Source organism: Actinotignum sp. usb-actsch-213 (genome assembly GCF_059085665.1).
The window spans coordinates 26671-43158 of record NZ_JBHNSQ010000035.1 but is presented as its reverse complement, the minus strand read 5'-3'; the positions used below and the strand labels follow the sequence as shown (position 1 = coordinate 43158).

Genomic DNA, 16488 nt, shown 5'->3' with positions numbered 1-16488 from the left:
TGCCAGACGGCGCCACCGGTGGCGCTACGACGGGGCGTTATGACAGTTGCAACCGGTACCCGTGGTCGCGGTGGCACGCCGGCGACACACCGCACCGTACCGGGACCGCTAGAACATGAAGGGGACGACGACGATCTTGTAAATAAGTGCAATCGCGAAGGTCGTAGCGTAACCGGTCATCACCCGGTTATCGGTGGTACGCGAGGTAGCGTAGGAAAGCACGGCCGGCTGACCGAGCAATCCTGCCACCGCACCCGAAGAACGGGTGGCAGAGGAACCAAGCGCCCACGCGGCAGCCATCATGACTCCGCACCCGACAATACTCACCGCTGCGGCCAAGAGCAGCGATTTCAAGCCCACCATTGTGAAGACGGTCGAGGCAAAAGCAGAACCGGAGTTGAGGCCGACTGCCGCGAGGAAGAGCATGAGGCCAAACTGGCGCAGGGTCAGATTCGCGGGGCGCGGGAGTTGCCAGGGTACCCGGCCGGTGCGGTGCACCGCTCCGAGGATCAGCCCCACCACAAGCGGGCCGCCGGCCGCACCCAGGGAAAAGGCCGCGCCACCCGGTAGCGGGATTTCCACCAGTCCGAGAGCAAAGCCCAGGGCAAGGCCACCGGCTGCTGCCACCCAGTCCAGTTCGGAGGAGCTGGAGACCGAGTCACCGAAATACTCTTCGAGTTCTTCTACCCGCGAGGTAGGTAAGGCGACTTCTACCACGTCGCCCATTTCCAGGTAGGTATCCGGGGTGGCGAGGATCTCGTCATCGGCACGGCGGATAACCGTCACCCGTGCTTCGAAACGACGATAGAGCGGGAGGGAACCCACCGTGAGCCCAGCAATATCCCGATTGGATACCGTAAAACGGTGCACCGCCAGATAGGGATCAGTCAGCCGCCGATGACGCATCCGGCTACCCAGGCGTTCGATAGCTTCAGAAAGCGCCGCCCGGGAAGCGAAAATACGAACCCTATCCCCCGGTTCCAGAGCACGCTCCATATCGAGGATATGCCAACGGCGATTGCGCCGCATTGCTACGAATCGCACCTGTTGTCCGGCTATATCCCGCATCTGCTGCGCGGAGATCTCCCGATCCACGTACACGGTTGCCTGTTCCAGTTCCACATCATCCGGATCGAGTTGGTCATGACGAGCTTTCCATTCCCGGTTAATAAAAATAGCGACCATGACAATGGCGAGCGTGACCCCGACCGGGTAACCAATGGAGTAGCCCACCGCCGGATTATCCGGGTCGGTCATTTCCTGGGCGAGAGCAAGCGAGGGCGTCGAGGTGAGCGAACCTGCGAAAACACCCACGGCAGTACCGCGCAATAAACCGAGAAGCTCGCCCAGTCCCACCGCGGCCGCCGCACCGGCCGTAATCGCAATAACTGAGGCGAGCATAAGGCCTAGCTGTTTGCGGATCTCCTGGAAGAATGTTTCCCCGGCTTCCAATCCAATCATGTAAACGAAAATACCCAGGCCCAAATCTTGCAGGAGCACGAGGAGGGAGGTGGAGGGCGGAACCACCGCACCGACAAGCAAACCGATGAAAAGCGCTCCCGCTGCCCCGAATTTCAGGGGACCAAAAGGAATCGCCCCGAAGGCAGCGCCAAGCGCCACCACAATGAAAACAACGAGAACGGTATTGCTGGCAAGGATATCGAGCACAGTGCCACCTCGGGGTTAAAGACTGGTAGAACGTTGCCTACTCTACCAATTTGGTACACCGTGCCAGTGCTTTCGGGCCCGGTGTCCGCCCCGTCCTACTCGGTAGGGGCTTCGTCAGGAGCCCCTTTACCCATCATTTGACGCGCCATTCCTGCCAGATAAACCGATCCAACTACTGTCACCACCGGCGTGGCGAGCTCATCGCCCGCTTCGGCCTCGGCCCATCCGGAAGCTTCGTCAATCGCGGCGAGCAGATCGCGTTCCACCCGCACCCTTTCTGCACCGAAGACCGCCCGCGCCAGCTCTGCCAGGTCCTCGGCGTCCATGGCACGTTCACCGGGCATATCGGTGATGACAACAGCGTCCAAGACCGGCTCGAACTGCCCGAGGGTTCCTTCCACATCCTTATCTGCCATCATGGCGAGCACCCCAACCCGCCGGCCGGGATAGTACTCTTCCAGCGCGGCGGCTGTGTGTGCGGCACCGTGAGGGTTATGGGCCGCGTCCACGAGGACGGTAGGCGAGGTACGCACCACTTCGAGGCGCCCGGGCGAAGTAACGGCCATCAGTGCATGTTCGACGACGTCACCCGCAAGCGCGCGCCCCCCGAAGAATGCTTCAACCGCAGTGATGGCCAGCGCCGCGTTCTCTGCCTGATACGAGCCGCGCAGTGCGAGAGGAATATCGTCGTAGCGGGCCGCGGGGGTGCGCACAGTCATAAGCTGACCACCCACCGCAGTCTCCCGCCCGAGGACCTGGATGTCTTTCCCGTAGACGGATACGTGGGCGCGGGCCCGGTGGGCTGCCTGAGCGATAGCCGCACCGGCTTCCTCGGGTTGGGAGGCGCTCACCACGCTGGCCCCGGGTTTAATAATCCCAACTTTTTCACCCGCGATCTGTGCGATGGTGTGCCCGAGCCATCGTTCATGGTCGAGAGCGATGGGGGTGAGAACAGCGACGTCGCCGTCAATCACATTGGTGGCATCCCACCTTCCCCCCATGCCCACTTCGACCACCGCCACATCGATAGGTGCGGCGGCGAAAGCTACGTAGGCCATGACCACAAACACTTCGAAGAAGCTCATGCGCGGCCCACCCTCCGCTTGGGAGCGCTGGTCCACTAGTTCGACGAACGGCGCGACATCTTCCCATGCCTGAATGAAATCCGCGCGGGAAATATTATGTCCGTCGATAGCGATGCGCTCACGCACCGACACCAGGTGCGGGGAGGTGAAACGCCCGGTACGCAGACCGTGCTCGCGTAGCAGCGCTTCGATCATGCGTGCCGTCGAGGTTTTCCCATTGGTGCCCGTCACGTGCACGCACCGGTAGGAATGGTGCGGATTACCGAGTAAATCCAGGCACATCTGAACGCGCTCAAGGGAGGGCTGCACCTTATGTTCGGGGGCGCGGGTGAGGATATCCCGGTAGATCTCATCCACCCGAGCTTCTTCTGCGGTGGTATCCGCGAGTTCAACGGTAGGATCAGGTGACTCCTTGACCTCTCGGAGCACCGCTTCGTCCCCGAAAATTCCAGAGTTGAGGACCTCGGAAAGCGCCGCGTCAAGTTCGGCTTCCCGCGCATCTTCACTGTCGTACCCCGCGCCATCGTACCCAACGTTATTCGTACCCATACCTGCCCCTTTCACGGCACACCAGCATATACCACGGGGCCCACGGTGCGACTGGCGCTGCCAGCCCCGTGGGCCCCGTTCCCGCACACTACCGGTCCGCACGAACCCTTATGTACGGATGTATCTAGGAGGCTGATTCCTCCGCGTTCTCAACCGACGGGATGAGGGTGGAGAGGAGAAGCGCAATAATCACAAGGACCGCACCCACCGCAATTCCGGCCTGATAACCACCCACCAGGTTCTCAGTGCCACCCACGGCGGTGGCCACAGCGGTGAGGATCGCGAAGGAAAGCCCGGCTCCCAGGTTGAAGGCACCGGCATTCATTCCCGGTAGGTAGCCCTGGTTATCAGCCGGGGAGAGCACGATACCCAAGCCGTTGAGCATGATATTGACGGTACCGGCGTAGGTAATACCGATGGCCACGCACAGGAAGAAGATAAGCGACTTCGACGGTGCCCCCACACCGAACACCGCGATCCCGAGGAAAATAACCGTGGAGAGCAGCCCCGCCTGGAGTACCTTCTTGTAGCCGAAACGCGAAGCGAGCTGCCCGGCGATCGGCCCCATAATAAGACCGGCAATCGCGTAGGGCGTCAGCGTCACGAAGGAGACCGTTTCGGCCGGGAGCTCCAGACCACCGGCACTGGCTTCCAGCTGCGCCAGGTTCGGGATGAGACCGTTCATGACCGCGAATACCCCGGTCATGGTGAAGAGAGTGGTGGACAGGAGAGCCCAGGTGCGCCGTTGCTTGAGGTAGCGAGTGGCCACTAGCGGGTGTGCGCGCGAGGACTCGATCTTCCAGAAAATCACCGCGGAAACGGCGGCCACCAGGATTTCCACGCCGATGAGCCACCAGCGGGCATCCCCGAGCTTGCCTAACTCATTGAAAGCGAAATAGACGCAGCCAAAAACGATGAGGAGTGCGATAACGCCGGGCCAGTCCATCGGGGTGCGGTCGCCCTGGGATTCACGGGTCCCGAACACCGACGCCAGGAAAGCGACGGCGCACACAACTGCCATGCACAAGAAAACGGAGCGGAAGCCCCAGTTCCCGGCGAGCCAGCCGCCCAACAGGGCGTCTACTCCTGCGATACCGCCGTTGACGGAGGTAAGAATAGCCATGTACTTGGCGTAACGGCGCGGTTCGGGTACTTCCTGGTGCAGCATCACAAGGGTGAGAGGCACCATCGGCCCCGCCGTCCCCTGAATCACACGCCCGATACCGAGGATCGTGACATTGGGAGCGAGTGCCGAGACTACGCATCCGATCCCGGTAGCCAGGAGCATGCCCAGCAGAATCTTCTTGCGCCCGATAAGGTCGCCCCAGCGCGGCAGGAAAAGGGAGAAGAGCGCGGCGGAAGCGAAGAAGGCCGTTTGGGTCACGCCAATTTCAACCTCGGTCGCATTGAGTTCCACGCTCATAGTATGCAGAGCTGGGGAAAGCATGGAAGCGTTGAGCTGGAAGGCGAAGACAGCGCAGAGCAGCGCGGCCATCAGCACGATAATATTCGTGCGCGAACCGGATTGCGCCCGGCCGGCACGTGTGGGAACGGACGATGCCATAGTTTTTCTTTCTCACCGGGGAGGACGACGCCGCACCGTGGCGGCACCGCCCTCCGTTCACAAAGGTTGGGTTGGACGGGGATTAGCCCCGTGGTTAGCCCAGGTAGTGGTGTTCACCCACGCGCTCCAGCGCATCGGCGATGAGATCCCAGAAACGCCCGTGATCGAGTCGGGTCGCAGCCCAGGTGTGGCAGTCCTCGGGAATGGGTCCGCGGAAATCAGCCACTGTCATCCCCACGGTGAGGGTTCCGGTGAGTTCCACATCAATGGGGACCTGCACCGTTTCCACGATGGTGGGGTCAATAAGATAGGCAACCGCGCACGGATCATGCACCGGCGGGTAGTCGAAGCCCTGCGCGTCCTGGTAGGAAGCACGGAAGAAATCCATGAGTTCGTGGACGAAACGGGCCGGCTGGGTGCCCACCGCATCAATTTTTGCGTAGGCTTCCGGGGTGCAGAGCGCCTGGTGGGTGAGATCCAGGCCCACCATGACCACCTTCCACGGTTCGTTGAAAACGATATGCGCGGCTTCGGGGTCGATCTTAATATTGAATTCGGCCACCGCGGACCAGTTACCAACGTGGTACCCCCCACCCATGAGGACCACCTGCTTGACACGCTCGGCCAGGCGCGGTTCCTTACGTACCGCCAGCGCGATATTGGTGAGCGGGCCGGTGGGAACCAGGGTGACGGTTCCCGGTTCGTGCGCCATCACCGTGTCAATAATGAGGTCGACGGCGTGCCGGGAATCAAGCTCGATAGCCGGGGCTGGCAGTTCGGTGCCGTCCAAGCCGGTATCCCCGTGAATATCGGGGGCGACTTCCACCGGGCGTACTAGCGGTCGGTCGCATCCGGCCGCGAAAGGCACGCCGGTCATTTTCATTACGGTGCCCACGGCGAGGGCATTATTCGTAACCTTCTTCAGGGTTTGGTTGCCACCCACCGTGGTGACGGCAAGCAGTTCAATCTGCGGATTCGCCCACGCCAGCAGCATCGCAACGGCGTCGTCATGACCGGGATCGCAATCCAAAATGATTTTTTCCGGGGTGTGCTGTGTTGCCATGTTTTTCTCCACATCCTTGGGGAACTCCCACGGAGTTCTACGTAGTTTCATTAAAACATAGAAACAATAGCTTCACCGCGAGCGTTCGCCGACACCCCGCAAATATCAGGCTACTGGCGCCTCCGCTGGCTCATCGGCTTTGGCTCGCACCAGAGTCGGTGGGAATAACCGCCCTTGGATCCCGTCTACCGCTAGCCCGAGAACAAAACCGAGCACCGCCGGCCCGGCCCAGGCGAGCCCTTCTGCACCCAGCGGGAATAGCGCCAAGAATTCCGCGACGGGAGCGAAAATATCCCATTCGGTGACAACCAGCCCGTCCAGGAGAGCGAGAGGTGCCGCAATCCAGGCGGAGGCTCGGTAAGCCCAATGCAGGCGCCCGGGAACCGCCAGATCAACAAGCGTCACGAAAATAAGAACAATCGCGATGGGATAAATAAAGCGATTGATCGGATTAATGAAATTGAGGATTCCTTCCAGTCCCAGCGTGGACATGGCAAAAGCAAACATTCCCTGCCCGATGAGGAGAGGACGGTACGCCAGCCCCGGAAGATAACTGCGATAAAACTGAGTGGCCGCGCCCAGCAGGCCAATCGCCGTCGTCAGGCACGCCAGAATCGTGATGGCACCGAAAATAAGCTGACCGCTGCGTCCGAAGAAACGCTCGGAAACAGCCGCCAGTGCATCCGCACCGTTGGCAAATCCCTCGGTGGCCACCCGGACCCCGATCTGGGACAGCCCCAGGTAGATCGCGGCGAGGATAATCGCGGCGATGAGGGCCACGCCCGCCGCTCCCCCGAAGAGCGCCCCGCGAGAGGTGAAACCTTTGGAGCGCAATGAGGACACGATGACCAACCCAAAGACGAAGGCCGCCAGCGCATCCATGGTCATATACCCGCTCAGCAGCCCACCGGTGAGTGCATTAGGAGCATACGGTGCCTGCGGAAGGGCAACCTGGGGCGGCAGGTTGAGCACCACCACCGCAATAAGAATCGCCATGAGAATAACGAGGGCAGGGGTGAGGATTCCTCCCACTCGATCCACCATTTTGCCTGGGTTGAGGGCCACGAGCACAGCCACCACGAAGAACACGGCGGAGAAAACGAGGAGGGCGGGGCGGGCAGCGGCGTCGTCGTGCATCACGGGGCGGACCGCAACCTCGAAACTCACCGCGGCCACCCGCGGTACCGCGTACAAAACTCCGGTGGTGATAAAAATTGCCCACAGAAGCGCGTGACCGGGGATGCGACCGATACGGGTCGCAATATCCTGCGGGGTGCCATCGCGGCTAGAGGTGGCAGCGATGAGCCCAACGGCGGGGAGAATAACCCCGGTGCCGATAAATCCGGCGATAGCCAGCGGCGTATTTGTTCCGGCTTGGATGCCGAGCATCACCGGGAAAATCAGATTCCCCGCCCCGAAGAACATGGCGAAGAGCGCCAAACCGGTAACAGCGAGCGTGAGGACGCGCGAGTTTTTCATCCCTGACCTTCGTGTGAATTGTGAGGAGAGTGCGTGGGCCGCGGCGAAGACCATGGTCGTCCACCGCGGCCCGTGCAAGGCACCCTACTCTAGAGGATCACGGCGCGCCGTTACAGAGCGCGCCGGCCTTTAGTACGCGACTTTCGTCACCTCGATGCCGAGCGGTGCGCCTTCTGCACCCGCCGTCACCTGCGCCTGCACCGCGAGAGTTTCCTCCTGGATGAAGGGCAGATAGCGGGTAACCGCATCAACGCGCTCGGCGGGAACCGTGAGGTTGAGAGCGATCCGGTCGGCCACGTGCAGCTGGGCATTCTTGCGTTCATCTTGCACAGCGCGCACGACGTCGCGGGCGTAGCCTTCGGCTTCCAGTTCTTCATCCACCTCGGTATCCAGGGCGATGAAGGAACCGGAATCGAGCGCCGCGGCAACCGAACCCGGGTCGGCTTCCACCGATACGGTGATCTCGAACTGGCCGGGCGCCAGGCGCACCTCCGGATCGGTGTGAAGCACCGCGTCCGCACCGTCTTCGCTCCAGTTCCCGGCCTTGGCGGCTTGGAAGAGCGCGGAGGTCATCTTGCGTAGCTGGGGATCCAGTTCACGCGGGAGAACCTTGAGGTCACGGCTGACCTTCATCCCCGATTGCGCCACGTTCTTGAGCTCAACATTCTTGACGTTCACTTCCAGAGCGATGAGCTCGGTGAAGGGCTCCAGGTCACGGTCGGTGACGATGGTGAGGGTCCGCAGCGGTTGGCGCACCCGCAACTGGTGGGTTTTACGCAGGGAATGCGCAGCGGAGACGACGGCGCGCGCTTCGTCCATCGCTTCGCGCAGCGCATCGTCCTTCCAGGAATCGGGTAGTTCGGGCCAGTCTTCCAAGTGGACGGAGCGTCCGCCGGTCAGCCCCTTCCAGATCTCTTCGGTCACGAGCGGCGCGAGGGGCGCCATGACCCGCATGAGCACTTCGAGCGCCGTGTAGAGGGTATCGAAGGCGGCGTGGTCCTCATTCCAGAAGCGATCCCGGGAGGTACGCACGTACCAGTTGGTCAGCACATCTAGGAAACCGCGCACCCGGTCGCAGGCGGCCGGAATATCGTAGTTATCCAGGTCGGTGCGCACCTTATCGGCCAGGTCCTTAATGCTGGCCAGCAGGTAGCGGTCCATCACATCCAAACCGGAGGGGTCGCTTACCGGCTGGGCGCGGTAGCCCTCCCCCTTCGAGCACGTCGAGGCGTAGAGCGCGAAGAAGTAGTAGGCATTCCACAGCGGCAGCAGGACCTGGCGCACCGTATCGCGCAGGGCACGTTCGGTCACGATGAGGTTCCCGCCGCGCACAATCGGTGAATTCATGAGGAAGAAACGCATCGCATCCGCGCCGACCTCGTCGAACATCTCGTAGACATCCGGGTAATTGCGCAGCGATTTCGACATCTTCTGACCGTCATCTCCCAGCACAATGCCGTGGGAAATACAGGTGCGGAAGGCCGGACGGTCAAAGAGCGCGGTGGCGAGCACGTGGAGGGTGTAGAACCAGCCGCGAGTCTGGCCGATGTATTCGACGATAAAGTCCCCCGGGTAGTGGTCCTCGAACCAGTCCTTATTCTCGAAGGGATAGTGGACCTGGGCGTAGGGCATGGAGCCAGATTCGAACCAGCAATCCAACACGTCGGTGATGCGCCGCATGGTGGACTTACCCGTCGGATCGTCCGGGTTAGGGCGGGTCAGCTCGTCAATATAGGGACGGTGGAGATCCACTTCGCCCTTCTCGTTACGCGGCAGGCGCCCGAAATCACGCTCGAGTTCTTCCAGGGAACCGTATACATCTTCGCGCGGATAGTTCGGATCGTCGGAACGCCATACCGGAATGGGGCTGCCCCAGAACCGGTTACGAGAAATGGACCAATCGCGCGCGCCGGCCAGCCAATTACCGAACTGGCCGTGCTTGATATGCGCCGGGGTCCATTCGATCTGCTCGTTAAGCTCCACCATCCGATCTCGGAAGGCACTCACCCGCACAAACCACGAGGACACTGCCTTGTAAATGAGCGGTTTACGGCAGCGCCAGCAATGCGGGTAAGAGTGCAGGTAGGAGCGTTCTTGCACAAGCACGGCGCGCTCGTTTTCCGGGCGGCGTGCCAGCGGTCCGGTTCCCTCGCGCAGATCGCGGGTGATGGGCAGATTGGCATCAAAGACCTGGGTGCCTTCGTAATCGGGCACCTCGGCGGTGAAACGCCCGGCGCCATCCACCGGAACCACGGGGCGGATGCCCACCTCCTGGCAGGCGAACATATCGTCCTCACCGAAAGCGGGGGCAATATGAACCAGCCCGGTACCGTCGTCGGTGGTCACGAAGCTCCCCGCGATCACGTGGTAGGCATGCGGGCCGGGTGCCTCATCGTCCGCACGATTCATGAAGTAATCGAAAATCGGGGCGTAAGCGCGACCCACTAGCCGCGAGCCGGGGAAACGATCCACAACTTCCGGATCTTCACCCAGTTCCTTCTCGTAAGATTCCAGGCGGGCTGCGGAGATAATCACTCGCTCGCCTTCCAGCTTGCCTTCGCGCGGAATGACGGTGAGGTACTCGATGTCCGGACCCACGGCAATGGCCAGATTGGAGGGCAGCGTCCAGGGCGTCGTCGTCCAAATAAGGGCAAGTTCACCCGTTTCCAGACGCAGCCCCACGGTCAAGCTGAGATCCTGCCGGTCCTTGTAGACGTCGTCATCCATCTTCAATTCGTGATTGGACAGCGGGGTTTCGTCATTCCAGCAGTAGGGCAGCACCCGGTAGCCATCGTAAGCCAGACCCTTGTCGTACAGAGTCTTGAAGGCCCACAGCACCGATTCCATATAGGTGGTGTCCAGAGTCTTGTAATCATGGGAAAAATCGACCCAACGTGCCTGGCGGGTCACGTATTCTTCCCATTCCTTGGTGTAGCGCAGCACCGAGGAACGGCAGGCCTCGTTAAATGTGGCGATGCCCATATCCTCGATCTCATCGGTGGAATCGATGCCGAGGATACGCTGGGCTTCCAATTCGGCCGGCAGCCCGTGGGTATCCCAGCCAAAGCGGCGCTCGACTCGGCGCCCGCGCATGGTCTGGTAGCGCCCCACCACATCCTTGACGTAACCGGTGAGAAGGTGACCGTAATGGGGTAGGCCGTTGGCGAAGGGCGGACCGTCATAGAAAACGAATTCATTGGAGCCGTGCGGCCCGGATTCACGCTGCGCCACGGAGGACTGGAACGTATTGTCTTTCTTCCAGAAAGCGAGGGTGCCTTCTTCCATCTTCGGGAAGTTCGGGGAGGCGGGCACGCCGCCCTCGCGATGAAGCGGATACATATCCACGCGGTGTCTCCTCGTGTCTCAAACCTAATCGGATTGAGGACGACGCCGGAATTCCGGTACCGCGGTACCACCTCATTTGCTACTCACCGCACGCGTGGTACGGCGGGTAACCGCTTCATTAGGACGCTAACGGGTCCACCCGCTCGGTTCTACTGGGCTGCACGGCACGGGCCGCGCGGCTGTTCTTCCGAGAGCTCGCCGGTGATTGCCGGGTCATAGCCAACGCCGCTCATTGTAGCCCTTCCGCGCGCGGTGCGCATCTACCTTCCGGGTGGTGGGCGGACCGGTGGGGATTGGGGCAACGGCGCAGCTCCGGCGGGTGGTTCGCGGGGCGGCGCAAGCATGGTGCGCTCCGTGGAAGGCTCCGTGGTAATACGAGCAAGTTCGCGCATTTGCGGGGAATCCGCGTTTTCCAAATATTCCGAATGCTGGGAGAATAATCCGCCGCGCCCGGAGAAATGATGCGCGGTGAAATCCGGATCCCGGCGCGGATTGAAGCCGAGCGCATCGGTGTTCCCGCCCGAGACCGCTCCCCCACCCAGCGCGTTGACCACGTTAATAATGTCTTTCTTATTGGAAAGGACGTGATTGGAGGCGGCGCTTCCAGCCCCGTGCGCCCCGGTATTCATATCCCATCCCTCGGCCACAACCCCGGGTGTTCCGTATACCACAAGAGTGTCGACGATGCCGGGCCGAACCCGCTCCGCGGCCGCTGAAGCCGTCACTGAACCGTAGGAGTGCCCCAGCAGACTGATACGCGGGCGATCCTCCCCGCGGACCTGGGCAATTCCCTCCGCGAAGCGCGCGAGGCTTGCTCCGCCTTCACGGGCGCGCGCCGGGGTGTAGAGGGAAGAGTCCAGCGCACTTTGCGGAGCGGCGTAATCAAACCAAGTCACCACAGCCGGGCTTCCGGTTTCTCCCCGAGCGGTGAGGATCTCCTGCTGGAGGGTAGCCAGGCGGCCGGCCGCTTCGATGTGGGAATCAAGGGAATTCACCACATTGGTAGTCATTCCACCCACCTCGATGGTGATAGACGAGGCAGTATCCACATCGCCTTGAGATAGGGCCACCTGGATGGTGCGCAATTCCGCACCGGTACCGGTACGGGCCCGGTTCGGCCCGCGATACACGAGGAGTTGGCGTGGCTGGCCGGACTGGGCGGACTGGGCGGAGCCTGCCAGCGGAGAGGAACGCGGCGCAGGCGAGTGCGCCGGAGCTGCGCGCCCCGCGGATAGTCGCGCGGCGGACGAGTGCGCCGCGAATGATCGCCCCGCGGGTGGCGACGAGCTCCGCTTCGAATCCTGGGACGAAGCGGAGCGAACCGGGGCCGTGGAGATATGCTCGCGCCAATTGCGATCCAGGCCGCGCTGGGTGCGGATCATGGCGTACGCAGCCAGGTTGGCGGTGATGGTGGCATAGCGCAGTTGAGCCGCGCCGAGCTGGGCGGTGCGAATCTCCCGATCAGTTTTCCCGAGGTTTCCCTCAAGATCCGCCTGGGCACTGGCGATTTCCGCGGAAAGCTCGGCCAGAATCGGATCGTAATAGGCGCGGGCCATTTCTTCGTCATGACGGGCCACGGCAATATTGGCGCGGTCCCGCACCGCGTAGGGTATTCCGTCCAAATTCCCCAGATCCTGAGGGGCATGGACGAGCACATACGAGCGCTCGGCATCTCCCAAGGATGCCCACCATGCCTGCACATAGGCCGCGCTTTTCCCAACCGGCACCCGCCCGACCGAACGATAGTAATTGGTGCGAGCCTCCGGGGCTATCTGCCCGGCAGCCAGCTGGTTGAACACCCTGTTTAGATAGCTGAGCGTATTATCGGCCGATCGGTGGGCTACCTCTACCTCCGCTCTAATCTGTACCACTATCTGGTGGCGTTCCCACTCCGCTACCCCGGTGCCATCCGCGCCGGCGAGCGGGTCGATCACCTCACCGCGAGGGGTGATCTCCATTCCGGCAGCATTCGCACGGGAGAGTGCTTCGCTCACTGCCGTTTGGGTACGGGTGATTTTATGCTGCGCTTCCCCCAAAGCCTGGATCAGGTGGTCAATACGGTCGGTGTGCGCGGCGGCGCGCGCGGCCAGGGCCCGCACATCGGAAAGGAAGGCACGTGCTCCGTAGCCTTCCCAGGCTCCCTTCAAGGAGCGCGCGGCTAGCTGGCGCAGCTGCCAGCTGGCTTCTTCGCAGCGCCTGCGCACGGCCGCTACCTCATCGAGAACCGCTCCGAGCAGGGCCCCGTTCCAGCCACGCAGTTGCCCCCACGTCACCCGGAGATCTTTCATCTTCCGACCCCCGCAATATCGAAACCGGAAATATCCACGCCCGCGATATCCACGCCGGCCCCGCCGTCTGCCTCCTGGTAGATGCGCCAGGCCAGTGCGAGGGATGCTGCTAGCTCATCGGCTCGGGCCGCGATATCGCGGGTGTGCCTATCCAGGGCCGCGCATCCCGCGCTCACGCTGGCCGGCGGTGGGCTTCCAGCCAATGCCGCCGCCACCGCTCCCGGCACGGTATCTACCCGCAGCGGAGCCAGCGCGGCACTCACGTCCGCAAGCGCGGCGCGCAGCTCCGCCGTCGCAGACTCCGTGATAAGAACACCATCCACCGTGACCTCCCCTCTTCGCTCCTGTTTCCTTTGCGCTGGCTACGTTTGACTTCTGTGCGCTGGCGCCGCTTACTTTCGTTGAACTGGCCCCGCTTGTTTTCTGGGAGCCGGCTCCCCCTGCCAAACGCTTGAGCCGATGGTGCCAGGAAGGGAAAAATCCGTCTAGGGCCCATCCACAGGCGGAGTTCGGCGCGTGTAGTTATCCACAGGTAGGGGCGCGGTAGGGTGAAGTGTGCGTGTTTTAGTGACTTATTTTGAGCCCTTTGGTGCCGATACCGAAAATGCGAGCCGGGAGGCAGCGCTGCGCTCCGTCCCTCATCTTCGAGATATGAATCTTCCTTGCGAAGTGGAGGTCGCGACGGCCATGTTGCCGGTGGTGTTCGCGAGCGCCGGACAGGTGCTGGCCGAGGCAGTGGAGCGTTTTCACCCCGATGCGGTTATTGCCATCGGGGAAGCGGGCGGGCGTAGCGCTATCACCCCGGAACTCCAAGCTTTTAATGAGAATATCGCCCGGATTCCGGATAATGTGGGAGCTCAACCCGATGGCGAACCCGTGATTGCGGGCGGTCCTGCCATCGCCACGAGCCCCGTGCGGGTGGCGGATATTACCCGCGCTATTAACGGGGCCGGTATCAATGCGGAAACGAGCCGAGATCCGGGGCGTTACCTCTGCAATAACATCGCCTACCGCGTGGCCCAGCTTGCAGTTCCCGGTATTTTCATTCACGTTCCGGCTCTGCGCACCGTTGGGGTGGCCACGGTGGGTGCGGAAACCGACGTACCGTCCGCGCCGCAGCCTGCGCCACTAACCGACGCCGGAGATGCAGCATTGCCCAAGACGGTGCACGGCGCACCGTTAAACGAGGGCGCCACCCCGGCGCTCCCCCGGCCCGCCACCACCTTCGATGAGCTCGGCCTCGGGATTGCCGCGGCGATTGCTGAACTTGCCCGGCAGATCACCGCGACCCGGTAGTTTCCCGCACGACGCTGGCGCGGTGCTGGCGCTACGCCGGCACCGCGTGCGCCCCGGTGCCCCTACTTTCCGCCTAGCCCCGAGGAGGGTAACTCCACCACGTTGTTGCCGGTACGGGCCACCGTCCACGAATTCGCCTGGGCAACGGGGCGGATAACCACCGAATCGATATTGACGTGGGCGGGGCGGGAGAGCATCCATACCACCGTCTCAGCAATATCCTCGGCGAGGAGCGGCTCAGCTACCCCGGCATACACGTTCTGGGCTGCGGCATCTGATCCGAGTCGATTCTTAGAAAATTCCTCCGTCATCACCATGCCCGGGCGCAGTTCCATGAGCCGCACCGGTTCTCCCACCAGTTCCAGACGCAAAGTGTCCTTAATCATGCGTTCGGCATGCTTGGCCGCCGTGTATCCGGCTCCACCCACGTAGGTTTCCTGCGCCGCCGTGGACGTCACAAAGAGAATGCTCCCGCCGTTCTCGCGCATATGTGGGAGCAGCGCCCGGGTCAGGCGCAGGGTACCGAGTACGTTCACGCGGTACATCCACTCCCAATCCTCGATTTTCGCGTCCGCCACCTTGTCCTGCCCGCGGGCGCCGCCTGCGTTATTGACCAGGGAGTCCACCCCGCCGGCTTCCGCTACGGTGGCGGCGAGCCGTGCGACGTCGCCTTCCTCCGTCAAGTCCGCCACCACGTAGCTGCACCCGGTTTGTTCGGCGAGCTGCCGGAGCCGATCTTCGCGCCGGGCGGTGGCGATCACCTCAAATCCGGCCGCGCGTAAAGCGCGAACGCTCGCCGCCCCAATTCCGCTGGATGCTCCGGTCACGAGTACTCGATGTGACATGTCAAACCCTCCGTTCTGCCGGGTGAGAGCCACGCCGGCCATAAAACACCTTTCTTCAGCCTAAAATAAAACGCGGAGAGCATACCCGGTGTTCGCTCAGCGCCGCTGCGGGAGCACCGGGCCTAGCTGGTAGAAAGGAAGTGCTCGTGATCGGCTTTATTGGAACCGGACATATGGGAGGGGCCCTGGCGCGCGGGGTGCTTGCCGCGGGTGCGGATCCGGCATCCGTCGTCGTTTCCGCGAAAGACGCGCAGGCGGCGCGCGACTTCGCAAAGGAAACGGGGGTGCGCCCGGCCGTCTCAAATACCGAGCTGGTCACGGCCGTGGGTGACGGAATCGTCGTCGTCGCCGTAAAACCATACGCGGTTGCGGGCGTTCTGAGAGAGATTAACGACGCCGCACGGCAATGCGGCACCGTCGTCGTGTCTATCGCAGCGGGCCTTGAACTTGCCACCCTCGCCCACCATCTCGCCCCCGGTCAGCCACTCGTGCGTGCCATGCCGAATGTAGCCGCCAGCGTGCGTGCCTCCATGACGGCGCTATGCTTCTCAAGCTCCGTCACCCCCGCTCAGCAGGACGCGGTGCGGGAAGTTTTCGCTGCCGTGGGTGCCCATATCACCCTGGAAGAAAAGCATTTTTCCGTCTTTTCCGCGCTCGCCGGATGCTCCCCGGCTTTCACCTTTACTTATATTGATGCCCTCAAACGGGCCGCGGTTGCCGATGGTCTCCCGGCCGCGCAGGCGGTGCGCATCGCCGCGCAGGCGGTGGAAGGTGCGGCACGCCTGGTGCTCGCAAGTGAGCTGTCCCCTGCCGATTTGGCAGATACGGTGCAGTCGCCGGGGGGCACCACCGTGGCCGGTGTGGTGGAATTAGAACGCGCCGGTTTCGGAGCGGCCGTTGTGCGCGGCGTGCAGGCCAGTATTGATAAAGATAGGAACCTCAGCTAAATGAACGGACTGTCACTCCTTGGCTTCGCTGGGATTTTCCTGGTGGTGCTGCTGTTGTGGGGGATTTCCATGCTGCGCGAGGCCCGCTCGCTGCGTTTTATGCGTACCCACGAATGGAGCGAGGAAGAAAAAGAACGTATTTTGACGGCCGCGGCGGAGGGAACCGCCACCGCCATGCGCGCCGCGAAGAAAATCCACCCCATCTTGACCGCGCGCCACGCTCGCCTCGTGGTGCACGATCTGGAAAGCGAAGCCGCTGAGGCTCGCCGGCGCGCCAAGCGTGCCAAACCCGGGACCCGCGCGTCCCGCTCTATCCGCGATACTGACGCAAAGGAGAGGTAGCTCGCCTTTTAACTCCA

At 62.3% G+C, this 16488-nt stretch carries 12 protein-coding genes; 3 read left to right on the top strand and 9 right to left on the bottom strand.

Annotated elements, in window-relative coordinates:
* Nucleotides 1-108: 108 nt before the first annotated feature.
* From AC5RK6_RS03745 to AC5RK6_RS03710, 8 genes are all read right to left on the bottom strand, one after another.
* A complete protein-coding gene (locus tag AC5RK6_RS03745; RefSeq protein WP_320757315.1) occupies nucleotides 109-1668 on the bottom strand; it encodes an aspartate:alanine exchanger family transporter in 1560 nt (519 codons plus the stop codon).
* A gap of 95 nt (nucleotides 1669-1763) precedes the next feature.
* Nucleotides 1764-3302 (bottom strand): bifunctional folylpolyglutamate synthase/dihydrofolate synthase, encoded by a 1539-nt coding sequence (locus tag AC5RK6_RS03740; protein WP_320757316.1) that lies wholly within the window; start codon nucleotides 3300-3302, stop codon nucleotides 1764-1766.
* A 124-nt stretch (nucleotides 3303-3426) separates the two neighbouring features.
* Nucleotides 3427-4866 carry a uridine transporter UriT gene (gene uriT / locus AC5RK6_RS03735; protein ID WP_320757317.1) on the bottom strand — a complete coding sequence of 480 codons (1440 nt, stop codon included), beginning with the start codon at nucleotides 4864-4866 and terminating at the stop codon, nucleotides 3427-3429.
* Nucleotides 4867-4960: 94 nt separating this feature from the next.
* The gene (gene uriH / locus AC5RK6_RS03730) at nucleotides 4961-5929 is read right to left on the bottom strand and encodes a uridine-preferring nucleoside hydrolase UriH (protein WP_274735066.1); all 969 of its coding nucleotides are present in this window, start codon (nucleotides 5927-5929) and stop codon (nucleotides 4961-4963) included.
* A 105-nt stretch (nucleotides 5930-6034) separates the two neighbouring features.
* Nucleotides 6035-7408 (bottom strand): branched-chain amino acid transport system II carrier protein, encoded by a 1374-nt coding sequence (brnQ, locus tag AC5RK6_RS03725; RefSeq protein ID WP_274735064.1) that lies wholly within the window; start codon nucleotides 7406-7408, stop codon nucleotides 6035-6037.
* A gap of 129 nt (nucleotides 7409-7537) precedes the next feature.
* Nucleotides 7538-10747, bottom strand: a complete 3210-nt coding sequence (ileS, locus tag AC5RK6_RS03720; protein WP_320757332.1) for an isoleucine--tRNA ligase — start codon at nucleotides 10745-10747, stop codon at nucleotides 7538-7540.
* Between the two features lie 266 nt (nucleotides 10748-11013).
* Nucleotides 11014-13026, bottom strand: coding sequence for an alpha/beta hydrolase (locus tag AC5RK6_RS03715; RefSeq protein ID WP_493926365.1), 2013 nt, complete (start codon nucleotides 13024-13026; stop codon nucleotides 11014-11016).
* An 11-nt stretch (nucleotides 13027-13037) separates the two neighbouring features.
* Entirely contained in the window at nucleotides 13038-13364 is a 327-nt protein-coding gene (locus tag AC5RK6_RS03710) for a hypothetical protein (protein WP_320757319.1), read from the bottom strand.
* A 244-nt stretch (nucleotides 13365-13608) separates the two neighbouring features.
* On the opposite strand from AC5RK6_RS03710, the gene AC5RK6_RS03705 reads away from it, so the two are divergent.
* Nucleotides 13609-14337 carry a pyroglutamyl-peptidase I gene (locus tag AC5RK6_RS03705; protein WP_320757320.1) on the top strand — a complete coding sequence of 243 codons (729 nt, stop codon included), beginning with the start codon at nucleotides 13609-13611 and terminating at the stop codon, nucleotides 14335-14337.
* A gap of 62 nt (nucleotides 14338-14399) precedes the next feature.
* Here the strand turns inward: AC5RK6_RS03705 and AC5RK6_RS03700 are convergent, their stop codons facing one another.
* Nucleotides 14400-15182 carry an SDR family oxidoreductase gene (locus AC5RK6_RS03700; RefSeq protein WP_320757321.1) on the bottom strand — a complete coding sequence of 261 codons (783 nt, stop codon included), beginning with the start codon at nucleotides 15180-15182 and terminating at the stop codon, nucleotides 14400-14402.
* 146 nt (nucleotides 15183-15328) lie between these two features.
* On the opposite strand from AC5RK6_RS03700, the gene proC reads away from it, so the two are divergent.
* The gene (gene proC, locus AC5RK6_RS03695) at nucleotides 15329-16129 is read left to right on the top strand and encodes a pyrroline-5-carboxylate reductase (RefSeq protein WP_320757322.1); all 801 of its coding nucleotides are present in this window, start codon (nucleotides 15329-15331) and stop codon (nucleotides 16127-16129) included.
* A complete protein-coding gene (locus tag AC5RK6_RS03690) occupies nucleotides 16130-16471 on the top strand; it encodes a hypothetical protein (protein WP_320757323.1) in 342 nt (113 codons plus the stop codon).
* The last annotated feature ends 17 nt before the right edge of the window (nucleotides 16472-16488 follow it).